At 70.1% G+C, this 19,141-nt stretch carries 16 protein-coding genes and 1 pseudogene; 4 read left to right on the top strand and 13 right to left on the bottom strand.

Annotated elements, in window-relative coordinates:
• Positions 1-219 precede the first annotated feature (219 nt).
• Genes RKD20_RS46790 through RKD20_RS46770 form a run of 5 tightly spaced genes read right to left on the bottom strand, consistent with a single transcriptional unit; the run spans position 220 to position 6,890 of the window.
• Complete coding sequence (locus RKD20_RS46790) at positions 220-324, bottom strand: DUF6221 family protein (RefSeq protein WP_424883495.1); 105 nt, start codon at positions 322-324, stop codon at positions 220-222.
• Positions 325-375: 51 nt separating this feature from the next.
• Complete coding sequence (locus RKD20_RS46785; protein WP_424883090.1) at positions 376-1,902, bottom strand: CATRA conflict system CASPASE/TPR repeat-associated protein; 1,527 nt, start codon at positions 1,900-1,902, stop codon at positions 376-378.
• Positions 1,889-2,242, bottom strand: a complete 354-nt coding sequence (locus tag RKD20_RS46780; protein WP_424883089.1) for a CATRA system-associated protein — start codon at positions 2,240-2,242, stop codon at positions 1,889-1,891. Before RKD20_RS46780 ends, RKD20_RS46785 begins: the two co-directional genes overlap by 14 nt.
• A gap of 44 nt (positions 2,243-2,286) precedes the next feature.
• Positions 2,287-5,154, bottom strand: coding sequence for a CHAT domain-containing protein (locus RKD20_RS46775; protein WP_424883088.1), 2,868 nt, complete (start codon positions 5,152-5,154; stop codon positions 2,287-2,289).
• Positions 5,151-6,890 carry a tetratricopeptide repeat protein gene (locus RKD20_RS46770; protein WP_424883087.1) on the bottom strand — a complete coding sequence of 580 codons (1,740 nt, stop codon included), beginning with the start codon at positions 6,888-6,890 and terminating at the stop codon, positions 5,151-5,153. The genes RKD20_RS46775 and RKD20_RS46770 overlap by 4 nt, the downstream gene beginning before the upstream one ends.
• Positions 6,891-7,033: 143 nt before the next feature.
• Here RKD20_RS46770 and RKD20_RS46765 point away from each other — a divergent pair.
• Positions 7,034-7,156: pseudogene (locus tag RKD20_RS46765) on the top strand (RNA-binding protein); the annotation flags it as partial.
• A gap of 177 nt (positions 7,157-7,333) precedes the next feature.
• A complete protein-coding gene (locus RKD20_RS46760) occupies positions 7,334-7,807 on the top strand; it encodes a hypothetical protein (RefSeq protein WP_424883515.1) in 474 nt (157 codons plus the stop codon).
• 343 nt (positions 7,808-8,150) lie between these two features.
• Here the strand turns inward: RKD20_RS46760 and RKD20_RS46755 are convergent, their stop codons facing one another.
• The 5 genes from RKD20_RS46755 to RKD20_RS46735 all read right to left on the bottom strand — a co-directional run bounded on the left by RKD20_RS46755 (position 8,151) and on the right by RKD20_RS46735 (position 13,363).
• Positions 8,151-9,140 carry a helix-turn-helix domain-containing protein gene (locus RKD20_RS46755; RefSeq protein WP_424883086.1) on the bottom strand — a complete coding sequence of 330 codons (990 nt, stop codon included), beginning with the start codon at positions 9,138-9,140 and terminating at the stop codon, positions 8,151-8,153.
• A gap of 32 nt (positions 9,141-9,172) precedes the next feature.
• Positions 9,173-9,910, bottom strand: coding sequence for an SDR family NAD(P)-dependent oxidoreductase (locus tag RKD20_RS46750; protein ID WP_424883085.1), 738 nt, complete (start codon positions 9,908-9,910; stop codon positions 9,173-9,175).
• Entirely contained in the window at positions 9,907-10,914 is a 1,008-nt protein-coding gene (locus tag RKD20_RS46745) for an alcohol dehydrogenase catalytic domain-containing protein (protein WP_424883084.1), read from the bottom strand. Before RKD20_RS46745 ends, RKD20_RS46750 begins: the two co-directional genes overlap by 4 nt.
• A 77-nt stretch (positions 10,915-10,991) precedes the next feature.
• Entirely contained in the window at positions 10,992-11,525 is a 534-nt protein-coding gene (locus tag RKD20_RS46740; RefSeq protein WP_424883083.1) for a 2,4'-dihydroxyacetophenone dioxygenase family protein, read from the bottom strand.
• A gap of 848 nt (positions 11,526-12,373) precedes the next feature.
• Positions 12,374-13,363 carry an aldo/keto reductase gene (locus RKD20_RS46735; RefSeq protein ID WP_424883082.1) on the bottom strand — a complete coding sequence of 330 codons (990 nt, stop codon included), beginning with the start codon at positions 13,361-13,363 and terminating at the stop codon, positions 12,374-12,376.
• A gap of 435 nt (positions 13,364-13,798) precedes the next feature.
• On the opposite strand from RKD20_RS46735, the gene RKD20_RS46730 reads away from it, so the two are divergent.
• The gene (locus RKD20_RS46730; protein ID WP_424883081.1) at positions 13,799-14,596 is read left to right on the top strand and encodes a DUF427 domain-containing protein; all 798 of its coding nucleotides are present in this window, start codon (positions 13,799-13,801) and stop codon (positions 14,594-14,596) included.
• Positions 14,597-15,114: 518 nt separating this feature from the next.
• On the opposite strand, the gene RKD20_RS46725 is transcribed toward RKD20_RS46730, so the two are convergent.
• Positions 15,115-16,515 carry an MFS transporter gene (locus RKD20_RS46725; protein ID WP_424883080.1) on the bottom strand — a complete coding sequence of 467 codons (1,401 nt, stop codon included), beginning with the start codon at positions 16,513-16,515 and terminating at the stop codon, positions 15,115-15,117.
• A 126-nt stretch (positions 16,516-16,641) separates the two neighbouring features.
• On the opposite strand from RKD20_RS46725, the gene RKD20_RS46720 reads away from it, so the two are divergent.
• Positions 16,642-17,265, top strand: coding sequence for a helix-turn-helix domain-containing protein (locus RKD20_RS46720; protein WP_424883079.1), 624 nt, complete (start codon positions 16,642-16,644; stop codon positions 17,263-17,265).
• Positions 17,266-17,317: 52 nt separating this feature from the next.
• On the opposite strand, the gene RKD20_RS46715 is transcribed toward RKD20_RS46720, so the two are convergent.
• Both RKD20_RS46715 and RKD20_RS46710 read right to left on the bottom strand, forming a co-directional pair.
• The gene (locus RKD20_RS46715; protein ID WP_424883078.1) at positions 17,318-18,382 is read right to left on the bottom strand and encodes an IS110 family transposase; all 1,065 of its coding nucleotides are present in this window, start codon (positions 18,380-18,382) and stop codon (positions 17,318-17,320) included.
• A 375-nt stretch (positions 18,383-18,757) separates the two neighbouring features.
• Positions 18,758-19,075, bottom strand: a complete 318-nt coding sequence (locus RKD20_RS46710; protein ID WP_424883077.1) for an IS3 family transposase — start codon at positions 19,073-19,075, stop codon at positions 18,758-18,760.
• Positions 19,076-19,141: the final 66 nt, after the last annotated feature.

Raw genomic sequence — 19,141 nt, 5'->3', positions numbered from 1 at the left:
TGAGACAGAGCCACTCGTTTGACAGTCCCCCTACCTTGCTGCGGTCCGGAAGTCATACTGAACCGTTCCGGCTCCGGCGAATGATGCTCCCGCGACGGGTTCTCCCCCGTCCGGGTAATGCCAGGTGACGATTGACCATCGCGAGCACCGTCCAGAAACCGAGGAGCACGCTGAACACCTGGCGTGCCATCTCGAGCTAGAGTCTGTCTCTTTGAAAGGCTATGAGCGCCATTCCTGCTGATAGGCGGGGTGTTCGGCGTATGACTGACCAAGGACTCGCAGCGCGTATGCCAGGCCGGCCGAGCGGGAGTCCGAGGGGTCCATGGCTTTGTAGTCGTTCGCCACGGCGAGGCCCTCGGGACGTAGGCCGCCGGATCAGAAACCTGGGGCATCCGGAAAGCCCGCGACGCCATGGCGGTAGACAGCCGTGTACCGGGACATGCCCCACCAGCCGAGGCCGAAGCCCAGGGCCGACGCCGGCAGGGTCAGCGCGGCCGGCGCCGGGCCGCCGACGGCGTAGACGCTTCCCACGGCCGTAGTGAGCCAGGCGAACGCCGCGGCGACGAGCCCGGCGCAGGCCGCGCCCAGCCGCGTCTGCCGGCGGCGGGCACGGGGCGAGAGCAGTGGGACCACCAGGGTCGAGAGCCAGAGCGTCAGGGCGCCCAAGAAAGCGATCAGCGCGGGGACGGCGGACTGCGGAAGGAAACTGAAGCGGTAGTCGAAGGCCTGCACGGCCGTCAGGACCATCAGGAAGGCGCCGATCAGCGCCGTCTGCAGGAGGTTGACCCGCTGCTGCTTCGACTGCAGCTCCGTCTCCCTGCGTTGGAGCTCCTCCCGGCCCAGTTGGACGGCCTCCTCGGCTTGTACGGTCAGCGCGTCCCGGAGCCGCTCCCTGTCGAGTTCCAGATAGGCGACGCTGTCCTCCAGACGGTGCCGCAGCCAGCGGGACACGGCAAGGTCGTCCGCCAGCGGTCCGCCCGGCGGCGCGGCTCCCTCCATGTTGGACACCGCGATCTCGGCACTGCGCTGCAGCTCACGCAGGTCCAGCAACCGCCGGCTCAGGCCGCCGGGACCGGACAGGGCCACCAGCAGCCGGTGCCGTAGCGACGTCAGCTCGCCGGCCCGCTGCGACACCGAGCGGGACGGGGGCGTCCGGTCGGGATCGTGCCGCATCTCCGCCAGGGCCGCCGCGATCAGGTCCGTCGTCCCAGGTGAGGCGCCGACGGCCGGCAGCCGCAGCTGAGCGCGCAGCTTGGCCGTGTGGGCGAGATACCTGGCGAACGGCGGCACGGTCGCCGCACGTTCGTACCAGAGCCAGCGCTCGAGTCGCTCGGGCAGGTCCCCGGCCCCGGGCGCCACGGCGACCAGGCGGCGCAGACGTCTCTCGCCGGGGCCCTGCACCTCCCACAGCGTGGCGCGTGGACCGTCCAGCCGGACGGGCGGCGACAGAACGGCGGGGCGGCCGCCCCGCCCGGGCAGCGCTGTCTCCAACTCGCGCGCGGGCACGTCCTCCTCGCCGCAGTACGCGACGTACAGGCGGACCTCGCCCCAGGCCCACTGCTCGATGTCCTGGGCAGCGCTCTCCCACCGACGCTCCGTCTCCCGCCAGTCCGTGCCGGACAGGGCGACGGAGAGGACGAGCAGCTCGTCGACGCGTCGGAGGACGGCCTGTGCGTCGCCGCTGTCGTCGCGGCGTGCGGCCACCGCCCCGCCGTCGGGCAGGACTTCGCCCGCACCGGGGAGCGCCTCGGCCAGTCCGGTCCCGTGCGCAGGCCGGTCCATGCCGAGGGTGTCCGCGAGGCGGTCCCAGACGGTCCGCAGCCCGACGGGGAGCGAGGCGCTCTGATCCGACGCCACCGAGGCGTAGACGTGGACGACCAGGGAGTACTCAGTCAGCGGCATTCCGCGGCCGCCCTTCCTCCGGTGGATCCGGCTCCGCCTCTTCGGTGAGGCTGTACAGGATGCGGTCGACACGGTCGCGGACCTGCTCGGGGGGCTCGTCCGTGTCGTCGCCCAGCCGGACGCGGACACGGAGCGTCTCGGCCAGCGCCAGCTCGGTCAGCGCTGTGTCGAGTGCGTCCGCGTCGTCCGCGGCGAGGGCGTCCGCCACCGCCCGCAGGGCCTGGTCGGCGCGGTGCCAGCGAGCCAGGGAGCAGCGCCAGGCCGGTACCTCGCGCAGGGCTTCGAGGAGATGCCGTCGCTGGTCCGGCGTGATGCCGGTCCGGTCGTCAGGGCCAGGCATGCGTGTCGCTTCGTTCACGGAAGTCGCTCCGGTCGTTCTCGCGGTCACTCCGGTACGGTCCGACGGTCGGTGCCGGCTCGCGCCTTCCATCCGGGCGGCAGACCGAAGTAGGTGAACGGCGCCCAGAACGCGGGGTGCCGGAACGGGCCCTGGGCCCGCAGGTGGTCGCGGGCACGGTTCAGTGCTTCCAGGGGGTGCAGGGCGTCCTGGATGAGACCTTCGTAGAAGGTGTGCATGAACAGGCTGGTCGGACGGTCGCGCACGGGCCATCGTGTGGCCAGCACGGCACAGGAGCCGCCGGCGAGAAACGCGCGGACGAAGCCGATCATCTCGTCGGTGCCCGCCTCCGAGCCGCGCCCCGTCCCGCAGCCGCTCAGTACGGTCAGACAGGGCTCCAGTCGCAGCGGCAGCAGGTCTCGCACCTCCAGATGTCCCGTCCCGTCCGGCCCCTCGCTCGCGAGGACGATGCTGGAGAAGGCCGGAGCGTCCGGTTGCAGGTCGGTATGGGCGGCCAGGTGCACCAGCCGTGCCGAGGGCGCCCAGCGGGTGAACGCCTTCTTGGTCGCCGTGCCACCGACGAGGGGGCCGCCCGCGGTGATGTTCCGCAACTGGCGGCGGATCGCCTCCACCTCCTCCTCGGCGCGGCGCAGCGTGCCGTCGGGGTTGGCCATGATCAGGGCCGGTTCGTAGGAGGACGGCAGAGCGCGCAGGAAGCGGGAGACCGAGAGGGAGGGAAGGTAGGTGACCGCGTACTTCTCGAAGGCGTAGCCGTCCGCACCCAGTAACGCCTCGACGGGGAACTCGAACACCTTGGGCGTGGGGACGACGATCAGTTCACCGGCGCCGGCCAGGGCCCCGGCTCGTTCCACCGGTTCCAGCAGCTGTGTGTGCAGCCGACGGGACAGCTCGGTGATCCGGCCGGTGTCCGGGCTGTCCCAGCACAGCCCGGCGAGTTCCTGGTCGAGTGCGGCGGCTTCGGCCAGGCTGCCGTGCCGGTGTACGGAGAGCCGGCCACGGTTCCTGACAAGGCTGATCAGCTCCTCGCCGACGGCCGCGTACTCGACCACGGCGACGCGCTCGCCCATCGCGGCGTCGAAGGCGGACTCGTCACCCGGATCGACCGTGGTGAAGGACCGGTAGGTGGGGAAGGACTGGGCGGCGAACGCCTCGAACTCGTCGAACTCGGCCCTGGCCCGACGCAGGTCGCTCGTCAGACGCTCCAGCCGCTCGGGCTCCGCCTCCGTGCCGTCGCCGTCGCCGGAACGGTGGGCCTGAAGCAGATGCTGGCGCGTCCGCACCTGCTCGGCCAGGCCGGCGAGCCGGTCGCGTACATGGACGGGCAGGGCCGCCGAGGCGGTGGGAGTGGAGCCGAGCCGGTCGACGAGGACTCGGGCGCGGCTGCGTTCCAGCACGGTGAACAGCCGTGACCGCCACAGCGCCGAGGCGGCGGGTCCGCTGGTACCGTCCCGCGCGCCGGACCCCTCCACGGCGGATTCCTGAGCGAGCGCCAGTTGCATCGCGCCGGCGACACAGCTCTGCGTCTCCGCGCTCATGTCGAGCTGGACGGATTCGGCGAAGGTCAGCCTGCGCATGGTCTCGTGGGCCGCCCAGGACTGCTCGTAGTGGTCCCAGGCGCTGTCAGGCCGCCCGAGGCTGACACTGAGGTCCCCCATTTCCCCGTGGATGACGGCGATGGCCCGCGAGTCGCCGATCGTACGACCGATGTCGGCGGCCATGCCGAAGAAGTGGAGCGAGTCGGCGTGCTGGTCCTGCCACTGCAGCACCTGTGCCAGACGGCAGAGGGCGAGGGCCTGCCCTTGCCGGTCTCCTCGCTCGGCGTAGAGTCCCCAGGCTTCCGTGATCAGGCCCCGTGCCTCGCGCGGGCTCGAGGCGACCGACATGTTCAACAGCGCCAGCGGGCGGTTCTCACGGTCGTCGAGTTCCTCGGCGGAATCCAGTGCCCAGCCCAGGTATTTGGCGTGCAGATGGAGCTGGCCGAGGCCCAGATAACAATGGGCGATGTTGTTCAGCAGGACCACTTCGTGGTCCCTCGTGCCCACTGTGGCGAACTCCAGAAGTGCCTGGTGGTAGTGGTGCAGGGCCAGGCGGGTCTGTCCGCTGCCGAGGCACACGTTGCCGCGGGCCGTCAGCGCGGCGCCGAGGGCGTGCGGTGATCCGCCCGCTCTCGCCAGTTCGAGTGCCCGGTCGGCCGCCTGGGCCGCCTCGTCCGGCCGGCCCGCGTTGTGCAGGGTCGTGCTCAGGCTCGCGGAGGCCAGGGCCCTCTCGTCCGGTGGCGCGTCAGCGGGCATCAGCCGGTTCCCGGCCGTGAAGTCGGCGACCGCGGCGGTGGTCTCGCCCTGCCGCTCAAGCAGGACGCCCCGCTGCCGGACCAGCTCCGCGGCCTCCGGGCCGGCGGTACGGCCGGCCTCGATCGTGCGCGTCAGTACGGTGACCGCCTCGTCGAGCCGGCCGAGCGACGCCATGATCCGGCTCAGCTCAAGGGCCGGCTGGGCCGCGGGGATGGCGTCGCCGAGGGACTCCCGCAGCCGTCGTAGCGCCTCCTCGCCCCTGCGCAGGGCCAGCGCGTTCCTGGTGAAGCGCTGCACGACCAGGTCCCTGATCCCCGGGTCCACCTCCCGCAGCGCGCCCAGTGCGTCGGTCAGCGTGTCGAAACCGGCCTCGGCCTGTCCGGCTGCCCGGAGGGCCTCGCCGAGCAACAAGGAGACGGTCACGGCGTGGTGGGGGGCCAGGGAGGTGCTTCGCAGCGCGGTGAGGACCGCGATGACGCGGTTCATCGCCGCCGGCTCCAGCCGTGCGTCGACCGCCGCGCCCGCGGCGTGCAGCTTCTCGGGCAGGGAGAGATCGGCGGATTCGAGCGCCGCGAGCAGAGCGGCCGTGTCCACGACGGTCACCCCCCGCTTCCCGGGACGTCCCCGCCGTCGTCCGACCGCGCCGCCCGCGTCTCCTGGCAGGCGGCCAGGATCGCCCTCGCCTGCCCGAGGCCTGGTGTCCGCCGGACGAGTTCGGCCGCGGTCCGTTCCGCCGCGGCGAAGTTACCGGTGCTCAAGTGGAAGGCGGCGACCGCCAGTTGCGTGGTGGGATCGTCCGGTGCCAGTGCGCGGGCCCGGAGGATGTGGTCCCAGATCTCGGTGGCGTCCGTGCCGTCCGCGGCGACATTGAGGGCTGCCATGGCGAGATTGGCCCAGTGCAGAGCGTCCCCGGGGCCCCAGCGGACGGCCGAGCGGAAGCAGGCCAGGGCCCGCTCGCCGTCGCGGATGTGCTGGTAACAGACCCCGAGGTCGTTCCAGGTCCTGCCGTCGTCGGGCTGTAACGCGAGATAGCGCTCGTAGTACGGCACGGCCCCTTCCGGATCGTTGGTGCCGACGGCGGCCTTGGCCCGGATCCACAGGGCGCCGGTGGCATCGGGCTCGGTCGTGAGGGCGAAGTCGGCACAGGCCATGGCGGTGTGCGCGTCACCGGTCCGCAACGCCAGATCGGCCCGCATCACCAGGGCGGGGCCGGTGAGCCGGCCTCGGTCGGCGCCCGCCAGATACTCCTGGGTCTCGCCCCGCCGCCCCTGTGCCTCGGCGGCCAGTGCGCGGGCGAGCCACCAGTCCCCGTTCTCGGGCGCGAGCCCGCACAGCACGGCCGTCAGATCAGCGGCCACGTCGAACCGGTGGCCGGCCAGCGCGCCCATCGCGTACCCGCCCAGCGCGGTGACCGTGTCGTCCAGCTGATCCGGCGGCACCTGCCAGCCGTCCGCCCGTACCCCGGCGCGCAGGAGCTCCTCCGCCGCCGGATCCTGCCCCCGACCGGAGAGCAGCCGCGCCTTGTTGAGCAGCGCGGACGGGCGTCCCGGGTCGAGTTCCAGGGCCCGGTCAAGCGCCGTCAGCGCCTCGTCGGGCCGGTCCAGCCGGAGCAGCGCCGCACCCCGCATGGCCTGGTACGCGGGCTCACCCGGGCGTTCCTCGCACAACGCGTCCAGCAACGGCACCGCCGGGCCAGCCTCGTCGAGGCGCAGCAGGCACACGGCCCGGTTGAAGCGGGCCTCACGGTCGTCGGGCCACAGCCGGGTCGCTTCCGCCCACAGCTCGGCGGCCTCGCGGTACGCGCCGCGTTCCTGCGCCGTGCCCGCGTCCCGGGAGAGGGCGCGTGCGCGATCCCGCGCGGCGGACTCCTCGGGCCCGAGCAGCGTGAACATGGGCTCGCCGGACATGCTGGGCGGCAGATACACGCTCGGCATGGTCCGGGTGACCGTCCACCCAATGTGTTCCATCGTGTCCTCGGGCGGTGCCGGCAGGGCGCGGACGTGTTCCTCGTAGGCGACCCGGCACAGGTCCCAGGTGCCGTCCGCCACCAGGCCGTCGAACGCCTCTCGCACCAGGGGGCTTTTACTCGTGAGAGAGAGGAGAAGGCCGATCGCGTTGATCCGCGGCCGGCCGGAGCTGGCCCGGCACAGGTCGGTGACGGTGCGGAGGAAATTCCGGCGCCACTGCTCCGGGAGGTCCCCGTCGTCGAGGAAGTCGGAGGCGGGGAGAGCGAGCGTCACGATCTCGTTCGTCACGTAGGGCGGGTCCGCGGAGCGGAGGCGCGCGGCGACATAGGCGAGTGGGTCGACCTCGTACGCCTTCGGCGTGTCCGCGCTCACCCCCGCGAGTCGCATTCGGCGCAATCCCACAGGCATGCTGACCCCCGTCGGCAGAACATCGCTCAGGCTGACGACGTTACCCACGACGCCCTGCACGTACGCCGGGAAGCGCACACGCGGTTCAGAATCGAAGCACCTTTTTCGTGAGTGACACCCCCCGTCGGGCCGAGAAGCCCGGCAAGCCCTACCGGCGGCCCAAGAAGGACCCCGTCCGCACCCTGGCCTTCGAGGCGCTCCGGGCCGCGGACGAGCGGGACGCGCCTGCGGGCTCTGGAGGTTGCTGCTGCAGCAGGTCGTGTAGTGGTCCCCGGCCAGTGGGCGGTTTCACGCACGTCCAGTACCGGAGGTCGGTTCCCCTTGGCTGTCGACGACCAAGATCGTCTAGAGTCCCGGCTATCTCCCTCGACCCTCACGAGGGGATGGCTCCGGACGGGAAGGCGATCATGAAACTTCGTCAGACGCTCAAATTTGTTGCAGCAGTGGCGGCGACCACCGCGCTAATGCTCTTCAGCACCTCTCCGGCGAGCGCTGCCGGAGAGTGGCAAACCTACAAGTCCAACTCGAACTGGCACTGCGGCAGCACCAGCGCGACCCATGTCTCCAACAATGTTGTGTTCCAGACGTGCATAGTCGTCACTCCGGACGGCACCAAAGGCCAGGTCGTGCTGGTTGTCTCCAACAGAGGGACCAAGGATCTCGCGCTCAAGGTCGGCATGGTGCAGTCCGATGAGCTATATGCCGGCAATGATCACGTGTGCAACGTTACTTACTTCCTTGCCGGAGGGGAGGCCCGCGGCTGCTTCGGTCCGACCGTGGCCTTCCATGGCTGCGGTTACTACTGGGGCAATGGAAGCTTGTGGGCCAACGCCCTGGAGGAAGATTCCACTTTCCCTGTCCGCTACGACAACTGCGCCTGAGCCCGGATCCACCGGCTTGATTCCCGGTTGATCGTTTCGGGGTCGTGCAGGCCGTGTTGGGGCTGAGTTGCGGATTCGGGCATGGGGTGCTCGCTGGTCTGCCCAGCTCTCAAGATGAGCCTGCGTGACATCGCCAAGCGACCGGCCATACCACCGGCACGAGGAAGGCAACGGCACGCCGGTCGACGTCTGGTACCGCAGCGGCGGCAGCAACCAGCAGTGGACCAGGAGCTGACGCCGGCATCCGGCCGCCTCGGCCACCGGCTCTGAACACGAGCACCGTCGCGCCTCGCCCCACGGCGAGGCCGGCGGCGCTCCGCACTGATCCACGCCGACCGTGCGGTCACTCCGTCGGCGACGTCCTCTTGCGCGTCGCCTCCGCGCGGGCCTCGCTCGGGGTGATGTCGAACCTGGAGCGGAAGAGGCGGGCGAAGTGGGCCTGGCTGGAGAACCCCCACCGGTGTGCGACATCGCTGATCCTGGTCTCCCGCGCGCCGGGCCCGGTGAGTTCCTGATGCGCCCCGACCAGGCGCCGTTCCATGATGTGCCGCGCCGGAGTCCGGCCGGTCGGTTCGAAGATCCGGCCCAGGTGCCGTACCGAGATGCCCATGAAGCCGGCGACCTGCGCGGGGCCGAGGCCGGGGTCGTGCAGGTGCCGGTCGATGTAGCTCTCGGCCACGATGAGCTGCGACCGGTAGGCGTCGGGCGCCGGCCTTCCTCCCGTACGCTCCTCGGCGAGTTGCCTGAGCAGGTCGAGTACGGTCGCCTCGGCGTCGTCGGGACCGTACGGCACACCACGCAGCGCGGCCAGCCGGCCGAGCCGGGAACTCAGCGCGGCCACGAGCGCGCCCTCCCGAGCCGTGCCCCGCCCGAACAGCGTCGGCCCGGGCAACCCTCCTCCCCCGCACGCCTGCGTGAACAGGTCGCGCGGCACGTCCACCAGGATCTGCCGCATCGAGGAGGAGAACCCGAAGAGATACGGCCTGCGGGTGTCGTAGACGACCAGCTCGCCCGCGGTGGCCGCGAGGCAGCCGTGCTCGTGCAGGAACACCGCCTCACCCTTGAGCAGGAGAGTGGCGAAGACCGAGTCCTTGGGCGCCGACCTGACCGTCTGCGGGCTGCGCTCGATCACGTGGGCGTTGCCGGAGATCTCCGCGAGACGCAGTTCCCCCAGCTCGATGTTGGTCTGCCTGGCCAGCAGCCCCTGCTCGGAATAGGAGGTGCAGGACAGGGCCACCAGCGCCTTGCGGTTGTAGTCCTCCCAGTAGGGGATGCGCTCGGCGGGGGCGACGTGCTCGGTCGTGGCCTGGGAGATCACTGAAGGGGCGGACACGTGACCTCCCATGGACGTACGGGTCAGGGCGGTCAGCTTAGGTGACGGGTCACACGGCCACATAGCCTCCGTCCACCGGGACGACCGCGCCCGTGACGTACGAGGCCGCCGCCGAGCACAGGAACGCCACCACCGAGGCGACCTCGTGCGGCTGTCCGAGTCGCCCGGGCCTGGATGCGGGCCAGCACCCGGGCCGTGGCCTCGGGGTCGTCCAGCACCCCCCGGGCCAGCGGGGTCAGCACGAAGCCCGGCGCGACGGCGTTGACCCTGATGCCGTCGGCGGCATACTCGGCGGCCAGCGACTTCGTCAGCTGGGACACGCCGCCCTTGCTCGCGCTGTACGCGGGACGGTCCCTGCTGCCGGAGAAGGCGAACATCGACGAGACGTTCACGACGGTGCCGCCGCTCTCGGCCAGGGCCGAACGGGCAGCCTGGCAGGCGGCCATGGTGGCGGTGAGGTTGATCTCGATGACCCGCTGCCAGCGGGCGAGGTCGTACTCCTCACGGTCGTGGCTGACGCCCGCGCAGTTCACCAGGGCGTGCAGCGGCTGCCCGGCGGACAGCAGGCCGGTCAGCCCGGCGCGGTCGAGCACGTCGTGCTCCACCACACGGACGCGGGGGTGGTCGGGCAGATCGGCGAGGTCGGCGGGTGGCAGTCCGAGCGCGGTCACCTCGGCGCCGAGCTCGGCGAGCAGGACGGCCGTGGCCGCGCCGATCCCCGAGGTGCCACCGGTCACGAACGCCCGGCGTCCCACGAACTCGGCGCTCACGAAACCCGCTCGCCTGGTCGTACCAGCACCTTGACCTGCTCTTCTCCGCGCAGCAGAGCCTCGAATCCGTCACGCACGACGTGCTCGAGCGAGATGGTGGACGTGACGATCCCCGCCAGGTCCACGCCTTCCTTGGCCACCATGCGGATGAGCTCGGGATAGACGTCGCGGTAGCCCACACTGGTCATGATCGTCTGCTCGTTGTTCACCAGCGCCAAAGCGTCCAGACGGACCGTGCCGACCAGGCCGAGGAACATCACCCGCCCGCCGCGCCGTCCTGCGGCCAGACAGGCACGCAGGGTGTCCTCCGAACCGACCGCCTCGAACACGACGTCCGCTCCCTCGCCGCCCAGCACGCCGATCACGTCGGCGAGGTCCGCGCCGGCATCGGCGGCTCCCAGGCGCAGCGCCAGCTCGCGGCGGGCCGCGGACCGGTCGGCGGCGACGATGCGCCCCGCGCCGCGGTATGCGGCGAACTGGGTCACGAGCAGCCCGATCGGGCCCAGGCCCAGGACGGCGACACTCTCGCCGGGGCGGATCCCGGCCCGCCGCACCGCGTGCAGGGCGACGGCGGCCGGCTCGAACACCGCCGCCTGCTCCAGGGAGACCTGCTCGGGCAGCCTGTGCAGCATGTAGGCGGGGACCGTGGAGTGCTCGGCCAGCCCGCCGTGCCCCATGAGCCCCGCGAACCCGAAGTGCCGGCAGATGTTGTACTCGCCGGCGAGACACCGGGGGCAGCTGCCGCACCGGTAGTGCGGCTCCACCGCCACGCGGTCCCCCGGGGCGACAGTTGTGACATCTGCGCCCACCTCGGTGACCGTGCCGCAGAACTCGTGTCCCAGGACGAGCGGAGCGGCCACGCCGGACTCCGGGTGCGGTGCGCCCACGGGAACGGCGTGCGGGCCGTCCGCGTACTCGTGCAGGTCACTGCCGCAGATGCCGCAGTAGGCCACCTCGATCGTCACCTCGCCGGGGCCGGGCGGCCTCACGGGCACATCCTCCACACGTACGTCCTTGGCGCCGTACCAGACCGCCGCCCTCATGGGGCGTTGCCCATGGTTCTCATGCCGGCCGTCCTCGATCAGCGGAACAGGGAGTTGACGAGGTCCGCGCCGAGCCCGACCTTCTCGTAGTGCTCGCGGCACATCTTGATGTAGTCGTGCACGTCGAAGAATCCGTCGGGTTCGCCGTTCTCGTCGAGCCAGATGAGCGGGCCCTTGACGATGAAGAACGCCTTCATCGGTTCGCCGCTGTCGTAGGCGACCAGCGTGTGTCCCTCACCCGGGGCCTCGTAGACGAAGTCGCCCGCGGTCGCGGTCCAGGGGCGCTCCAGGTAGCCCCACTTGCCGGAGATCGTGTAGGCGAACACCTCGTGCGGGTGGTAGTGCCGGTTGACCAGCCCGGCCTCCTTGGCCCGCAGGATGTCGGCCCAGCTGTTGTCCTTGACGTTGATCCACAGCGGACGGGAGCTGACGGTTTCGGTGAACGGCACGTAATAGCGGTCGTCGTCCGTTGCCACCTTGGACAGGTAAACCTCGGGGAGGGCGTCGGGGCGGAAGGAGTTCTCGATCGGCCTGAGGCCCTTCCAGAACTCTCCGGAGGGTGTGGCGGGCATATGAGCCTCTTTCGTCGCGGATTTCGGCGAAAGTCAAACCCGCACGGGCCGGTGCCGTCTTTCCCATGGCGGACCTGGCCGCTTGCAGATTCGGGACATGGGCCGGCCGGGCGGAGCCCCCTCCCGTAGGCCTCGAACGCGGACGGCGGCGACCGTACTGGCACGGAGGGTGAGCCCGTCTCCCCCATGGTGGACACCCTCGGTGATCCGATCGCGGCTCGTTGGATGCCCAGCAACGCCTGGACTCGCTCGCCGACCTGGCCAGCCGGGCTGGGTACTACGACCAGTCCCCCATGAACCGCGACTTCAGAACCCCCCTGGCCGGACACCACGGAAACTGCTCGACATCATGCACCGCACCGCCCCCCACCCCGGCCTCGGGTATATCCAGCCCTTCAACGACTTCGGGTTTGCCCCAGCCCCGCTCTTCAAGACCGCTGTCCACAAACAGATCACGGCCAGAGCTCAAGGTGGGCGAGGACGATCCGACCCTCGGGGCGGTGACGAGGTATCCGACGCGGTGTACTGGCGCAGCTACATCAGGCCGACGAACTGGATCCGTACACGGCCCGGGTGCCGCGACGGCCTGCTCGTAGGTGTCGGTCCGGGCGTCGATCATCAGCTGCACGCCGGCTGTCTCCGAGTCGGCGCCGTCCTCCTGCGGCCGGACGGGCGCGAGCCCCAGCCGTCTGCGGCGGAAGCCATTCGCGGGGGCCCGTACGTCCCCCGCACCTTCCCACTCCTCCCGGTACTGGCAGGCGCGCCTACGAAGCGCCCACCGCACGACGGTTTCGATGACCACCCCACGTGCCCTACGGAGCCCCCGTGTGCTGTATGCGCCCCTCCGCCTACCGATTGACGGACCGCATCCCTGCCTCGTCGTACCGCTCACCGGCCGCCTCGGGCAGCTCCGCGTCGATGCGGGCCATGTCGTCCTTGGTCAGGTGGATGTCGACGGCGGCGGCGTTCTGCTCCAGGTAGCTGCGGCGCTTGGTGCCCGGGATCGGCACCAAGTCCTCGCCCTGGGCCAGCACCCATGCGATGGCCAGCTGAGCCGGGGTCACGTCCTTCTCGGCAGCGATCTCCTTCACCTTCGCCGCCAGCCGCAGGTTCGCCTCCAGATTGGCGTCCTGGAAGCGCGGGTTCTGGCGGCGCCAGGCGTTGACGTCCAGGTCGTCCGGCGAGGTGAACCGCCCGGCGAGGAAGCCCCGGCCGAGGGGCGAATACGGGACGAAGCCGATGCCCAGCTCCCTGCAGGCCGGCAGCACCTCAGCCTCCACATCCCGCGACCACAGCGAGTACTCGCTCTGCACGGCCGTGACCGGGTGCACGGCGTGCGCACGCCGGATGGTCCGGGCGCTCGCCTCACTCAGCCCGATGTGGCGCACCTTGCCCTCGGCGACCAGTTCGCCCAGCGCGCCGACCGTCTCCTCGATGGGCACATTCGGGTCGACCCGGTGCTGGTAGTACAGGTCGATGTAGTCGGTACCCAGACGCGTCAGCGAGCCGTGGACAGAGCTGCGGACGTGTTCGGCCGAGCCGTCCTGCGGACCGACCGTGCTGATGTCGCCCGGTACGGCGCCGTCCATCCGGTAGTTGAACTTCGTCGCGATCACATACTCCTCGCGGCGCCCCCGGATCGCCTCACCGACGAGGGACTCGTTGGTGAGCGGGCCGTACATCTGCGCGGTGTCGAGGAAGTTCACCCCGAGGTCGAGGGCGTGCCGGATCGTCGCGACGCCCTCCTCCTCGTCGGCGGTTCCGTAGAAGGCGGACATGCCCATGCACCCCAGGCCGATGGCCGATACCTGCAATTCCCGCAGACTGCGCTTCTGCATGGTGTGTCCCAGCCTTCCTTGCACGCTTGATCGTCCTTCGGGCGGCACGAAGTCTCCCGTCCATCCAGGCACGGCTGCCGCCCACCGCATCCCGGGAGGAGCGGGCGCTGAGACGGCCTCGTGCGCCGTTGCGTCCTCCACGCTATGACTTCGAGCGCACTCCATGGCAAGTGTGAGGTGAGGAAGACCTGGCTGCTGGTTCCCTCCCAGACGATGGTGAGCGTGGCCCCTTCCGGGTGGCGCACACCTCCGGCGTGGTGAGCCGAAACCCGGCGGGGAGGAGTACCGGGCAGCGTGCATCTCCTGCGCGGTGTCGGGGCGAAACAGGGTGGAGAACGAGGACCACACAGGAGAGAGCGTGAGCGAGACGAGCGTGGGCCGGGGAGCAGGGCTGCCGAGAAGCGCGATGCCGATCGCACAGGCCGGTGATCACCGATGACGAGATGGACGCCCCGGCCCGATGGCGGCCGGCCCTCAGGGAAACACTGCTCCCACACCTGGACGGCGGACCCACCCCCGCTGAGTGAGACGTGCGCGTCCTGCGCGGCGAGCGGACGCGCACCGGCCGACCTGCTGCTGTGCCTGACCTGCGGCCACGTGGGCTGCAGCGACAGCTCTCGTGGCGCTCACGCCACGGCCCACTTCGTCTCCAGCGCACACCCGGTGGCACGCACCCTGGCACGCGAGCGGGACTGGGCCTGGTGTTACGAGGACGAGGCGTATCTGGACCCGCCGGAGGATCCCCTGCCGCGTTCCGCCCCGCGGACGCCCGAGTCGGTCTGGGACTACCCGCGGCCGCCCGTCATGCGGGAGGACGACCGTGATGTGCGGGTGGAGTGCGCCGGACAGGTGGTGGCCGAGACCCGCCGGGCCGTCCGGGTACTGGAGACCAGCCATCCCCCCGTGTTCTACATCCCTCCGCAGGACGTCCGTACGGCGCTCCTGTTCCCGGCGGTCGCGGGCCGGACCTGGTGCGAATGGAAGGGACCAGCCCAGTACTGGGACGTCATCGTGGGAGACGACGTACGCGCTCGCGCCGCTTGGAGCTATGCCCGTCCCGAGCCCGGCTACGCACCCCTCGCCGACTTCTTCGCCTTCTATCCCAGCCTCATGGACCGCTGCACGGTCGACGGAGAGGAGGTCATGGCGCAGGAGGGCGACTTCTACGGCGGCTGGATCACCGCGGAGGTGCGCGGGCCGTTCAAGGGCGCCCCGGGCACCCAGCTGTGGTGAGGCGGCGACGGTGGGAGCCGTCGAGGGACTGCGCGCACCGGCCGGGCGGCCCACCCGGTCCTCTCTCTCCTCCCTCAACCGCACCATGTACGGCGTCCTCGTCAGGACCTCTCACGAGGGCTGCCGCCGGCGCTTCAGCGCTCGAATACCGCCGTCGCCACCGATCGTCCGATGGGACTGCTGGTGATGGTTCATGACTCCACGATCCAACGGGCAGACCGACTCGCATCCCGACTGACGACTCAAACGGCCAGGTGGCCGCCGCAACGCCCGGCCTGGAGAGATACGCAATGCGCGACAGGGCGTGGTCTCCGATCCGAGGCCACGCCCTGTCGCGAGCATGCGTCCGTTCGCCGGTCAGTGCAGGATCTTCTCCTTGGCGTGCCGGAACTCGTCGTCGGAGATGTCCCGCCGTTGGAAGGGATCTCGGAGAGCTTCGCGAGTTACTCCGCCTCGTTCGCGCGGGCAGGCCGTTCGACTCCTCGACGGAGCTCTCGGCGTAGCCGTCGTCGACTACGTCAGCCGCGGCTCACCGCGCTTGCGGGGGAGGCGAGGCCCGTGGTGGCCTCCCTCGGCCGTGATACGTGGGCGACGACGAAGACCAGCACGCCACAGGTGGCGACCAGGATCCAGCCCGGGCGGGACGCGTGTGCGAGCTCCGTCGGGCTGGTGGCCGTGACCAGGCCGCCGGCGAGAGCGATGCCGAGGGCGGAGCCGAGTTGCCGTGCGGTGGAGGTGATCGCCCCGGCCACGCCGGCACGGGCGGGTGGCAGTCCATTGACCGCGGTGTTGGTGATCGGCGCATTGGCGAAGCCGAACCCGACGCCGATGAGCAAGTATGCGGCCAGCAGCAGGAACACGCTCGTGTGTGCAGTGAGCCGGACCAGGCAGAGCCCGCCGGCCGTGATGAAACCGCCGGCAAGGAGCAGCGGCAGCCGTGGTCCCGTGCGGCCGACCATGCGGCCGGACCAAGGGGCGCAGACAGTCGCTCCGACGGCCAGGGGCAAGGTCGCCACTCCGGCCGCCAGCGGCGTCCATTCCCGGGTGTGCTGCAGGTAGAGGGTGTTCAGCAGCAGTGTCATGGTCAGAGCGACAAAGACCGCCACCGCGCCCAGAACGGCACCGCTGAAGACCGGGCTCCTGAAGATCCGCGGATCCATCAGCGGCTCACGTCGGCGGGACTCGACCCACACGAATCCGCCTGTCGCCACAGCAGCCCCTGCGTATCCCGCCAGCGCCGCAGGCGACGACCAGCCGATGCGAGGCCCTTCGATCAGGACGCCGACCACGACCGCGAGGACCACGGTCAGCAGGATCTGGCCGGGCAGGTCGAGGCGCCGGGCTCGCGGTGCCCGGGACTCCGGCACGAACATCGCACTGAGCAACAGAGCGGCCGCGATGACCGGTGCGTTGATCCAGAACAGCGAACGCCAGCCGAGCCCCGCGAGCAGCGCACCGCCCGTGACGGGACCAGCGGCCATGCTCAGCCCGAACACTGACGCCCAGATGCCGATCGCCTGCGCCCGTTCCTTCGGGTCCGGCATCGAGTTCACTACGATCGCAAGCGCCACGGGGCTGAGCATCGAGGCACCGATGCCCTGCAGGGCGCGGGCCGCGATGAGTACGGCCGCCGACGGGGCGAGCGCGCAGACCAGCGAGGCCGCGCCGAACGCGGCCAGCCCGCACTGGAAGACCCGGCGGCGTCCGAAGCGATCCGCCAGTGCGCCGGAGGAGATCAGGAGACTGGCCAGGACGAGGGTGTAGGCGTCCACGATCCATTCGAGACCGCGCGTGTCGACATCCAGGCCGCGCCCGATGGCCGGCAGACCCACATTGACGATGGTGGTGTCCAGGCCCACCAGGAACATGCTCAGGCAGCAGACGGCCAGTACCGTCCAGCGTATGCGCGCACTCAGCATGGGTTGAACAGGGGGCGTTGTCGCGGTCACGGTCTACCTCTGAGGTCCGGGAACAGTGCCCGGCAAGGCTCAGCCCGAACGACAGCCGCAGCCCATCAATTTTGCGAACACTGCAAAAATGAATCCATGAACACAGGAGCCAGGGATGCGGAGCTGGAACAGATTCTCGATGGCATCGGGCCCCGGCTGCGTATGCTGCGCCGGGAACGGGGACTCACGCTCGAGGCACTCGCGGCCACGACCGGGATCTCGGTCAGCACACTGTCCCGGGTGGAAGCGGGCAAACGGCGCCCGACTCTGGACCTGCTCATCCCGCTGGCACGGGCCCACCACGTCGCACTCGACCAACTGGTGGCGGCGCCCGCCAGTGGTGACCCTCGGGTGCACCTCCGGCCCCTGCACAAGGAGCGCGGCAGCGTCCTCGTACCCCTGACGCAGTACCCGGGCCGAGTGCAGGTCTTCAAGCAGGTACTGACGCCCCGCCAGCCGGAACTGGTCACCCACGAGGGCTACGAATGGCTCTATGTCCTCGCCGGTCGGCTACGCCTCATCCTCGGGGCGCAGGACTTCACGCTGCGGCCCGGCGAAGTGGCCGAGTTCGACACGACCGAGCCCCACTGGTTCGGCCCCGCGGACACGAGCACCGTAGAGATCCTGCACCTGTTCGGTCCACGAGGAGACCAAGCCGTCGTCCGCACCAGACCATCCACAACGGATCTCGCCCCGCCGACCGCCCCAAACTCGCCCTGAATAACGTCATGACCCACAACAACTAACTTGTCTCTGAAGCTTCTATAGATCGTCAAGTTGTAGTAGGCGGGCCGGGTGTGCCGCCGAACGCCCTGGTCAGGTGGTGGTAGACCTCGCGCGCGACGAAGCGCTTGAGGCATCTGAAGATGTCCTTCGTCTTGAGTCCTTCGAGGGTGCGTCGTGCCACGTAGTCGCGGGTGCGTGGGTCGTGGCGCATGCGGACCAGCACGATGGTGTGCAGGGCGCGGTTGGCCTGGCGGTCACCGCCGCGGTTGAGCCGGTGGCGGTCGGTACGCCCGGAGGAGGCCGGGACGGGTGCGGCGGCGCACAGGTGGGCGAAGGAAGCCTCGGATGCGAGTCTGTCGGGGTTGTCGCCGCCGGTGACCAGGAGCTGTCCGGCGGTCTCGGTTCCGACGCCCGGCAGCGCGAGCAGGCCGGGTGCGGTGCGGGCGATCAGGACGCGTAGGTCGCGGTCCGCGTCTGCTATCTCCTCGCTCAAGTGCCGGTAGCGCTTGGCCAGGCGCTTGAGGGCCAGTCTGACGGCGGTGGCCGGGACGGCCAGATCGATGCCCGGGCGGCTGGCGGCTAGCCGTCGGACCAGCTCGGTGGTGGTCAGTGAGCGGAGTGCTTCGCGGACCTCAGCGGGCGCGGTGATGACCAGCGATTTGATCTGATTGATGGTCTGCGTGCGGGCCTTGACGGCACTGGCGCGTACGACGCGCAGTCCGCGGATTGCCTCGACCGCGCCGTCGCGGTGCTTCGGCGTGCCGGTGGCGCGGCCGGCAAGTACCGCGGTGGCGGCGGCGTAGGCGTCGATGGAGTCCGACTTACCTGCCGCTCTGCGAGCCCGACGGTCGGGTCGGTCCACCTCGATCACGGTGATCTGGTTGGCTCGAAGGTAGCGGCCGAGTTCGGCCCCGAAGGAACCGGTGCCCTCCATGCCCACGACCAGCACCCGGCCGTGGGAGTGCAGCCAGTCCAGCAGATCCCGGTAGCCAGCAGGTGTTGTGGGGAAGGCCTCGGTGGCCAGGTGCCGGCCGATGGTGTCGATGACGGCGGCCTGGTGAACGTCGGTGTGGGTGTCGATCCCGCCGATCACCTCGATGGGCTGTGACATGGCGGCCGGGTTCCTTCCGTGCGGGGCGAGTTGGCTCGCGCGCACCGGCCAGCTGACGGACACGACTGTGGTGGGACCACGTGGGTCACGCTTCTATGAGGTCACGATCGCCGACCGGTACACGCGGGTGGCACCGCCCGGAAGGTCGACGATTCAGAGTGAGGACAGCCGAAGCGTCAATCGGGGATCGGGTCAGACCCCCCCTCGTCGAGCGGTGCCGCCCCATCCTCACAGTCAGGGATCTTGGAGTTTCCCGGTGCGGCAGTATGGTCAACGGGCATGCTCGGGAAGTTCCAATGACCGATGCAGCTGTCGAGGTGTCCGTTGTCCCTCCGCCCCCGTTCTGAGGTTCCCCCGGCGTGTGAGAGGTGCTGATCAGCGGGTCAGGGCGGGTTGACGGGGTTTCAGGTTCGTTCGTTCGGCCGTCGCCCGGTCGGAGTAGTGCTTTTCCTCGAACTCGACCGGGCTGAGGTAGCCGAGCCGCTTCTGGATGCGCCGGGAGTTATAGAAGCCGTCGATGTACTCGAACAGCGCGAGATTCGCCTCGGCCCGGGTGGCGAAGACGCGGCCGCGGATGCACTCCGTCTTGATGATCATCCACAGGTTCTCCGCGAGGGCGTTGTCGTAACTGTCCCCGACCGAACCCATGGATGCTTCAACTCCGGCTCGCAGAAGTCGCGTTGTGAGCTTCACGGATGTGTATTGACAGCCGTGATCCGCATGGTGGATCAGCTTGCCCGGTTCGACTTCCCGGCTCGC

It is taken from the genome of Streptomyces sp. SLBN-8D4, from assembly GCF_049739545.1.
Lineage (GTDB): Bacteria > Actinomycetota > Actinomycetes > Streptomycetales > Streptomycetaceae > Streptomyces > Streptomyces canus_C.
This window is presented reverse-complemented; position numbering and strand designations above follow the sequence as displayed.

Excerpts from the sequence above, each read along its gene's own strand:
- RKD20_RS46790 (WP_424883495.1), bottom strand. The coding sequence starts at position 324 with ATGGACCCCTCGGACTCCCGCTCGGCCGGCCTGGCATACGCGCTGCGA.
- RKD20_RS46785 (WP_424883090.1), bottom strand. The coding sequence starts at position 1,902 with ATGCCGCTGACTGAGTACTCCCTGGTCGTCCACGTCTACGCCTCGGTG.
- RKD20_RS46780 (WP_424883089.1), bottom strand. The coding sequence starts at position 2,242 with ATGCCTGGCCCTGACGACCGGACCGGCATCACGCCGGACCAGCGACGG.
- RKD20_RS46760 (WP_424883515.1), top strand. The coding sequence starts at position 7,334 with ATGAAACTTCGTCAGACGCTCAAATTTGTTGCAGCAGTGGCGGCGACC.
- RKD20_RS46740 (WP_424883083.1), bottom strand. The coding sequence starts at position 11,525 with ATGCCCGCCACACCCTCCGGAGAGTTCTGGAAGGGCCTCAGGCCGATC.
- RKD20_RS46735 (WP_424883082.1), bottom strand. The coding sequence starts at position 13,363 with ATGCAGAAGCGCAGTCTGCGGGAATTGCAGGTATCGGCCATCGGCCTG.
- RKD20_RS46730 (WP_424883081.1), top strand. The coding sequence starts at position 13,799 with ATGACGAGATGGACGCCCCGGCCCGATGGCGGCCGGCCCTCAGGGAAA.
- RKD20_RS46725 (WP_424883080.1), bottom strand. The coding sequence starts at position 16,515 with ATGCTGAGTGCGCGCATACGCTGGACGGTACTGGCCGTCTGCTGCCTG.
- RKD20_RS46720 (WP_424883079.1), top strand. The coding sequence starts at position 16,642 with ATGAACACAGGAGCCAGGGATGCGGAGCTGGAACAGATTCTCGATGGC.
- RKD20_RS46715 (WP_424883078.1), bottom strand. The coding sequence starts at position 18,382 with ATGTCACAGCCCATCGAGGTGATCGGCGGGATCGACACCCACACCGAC.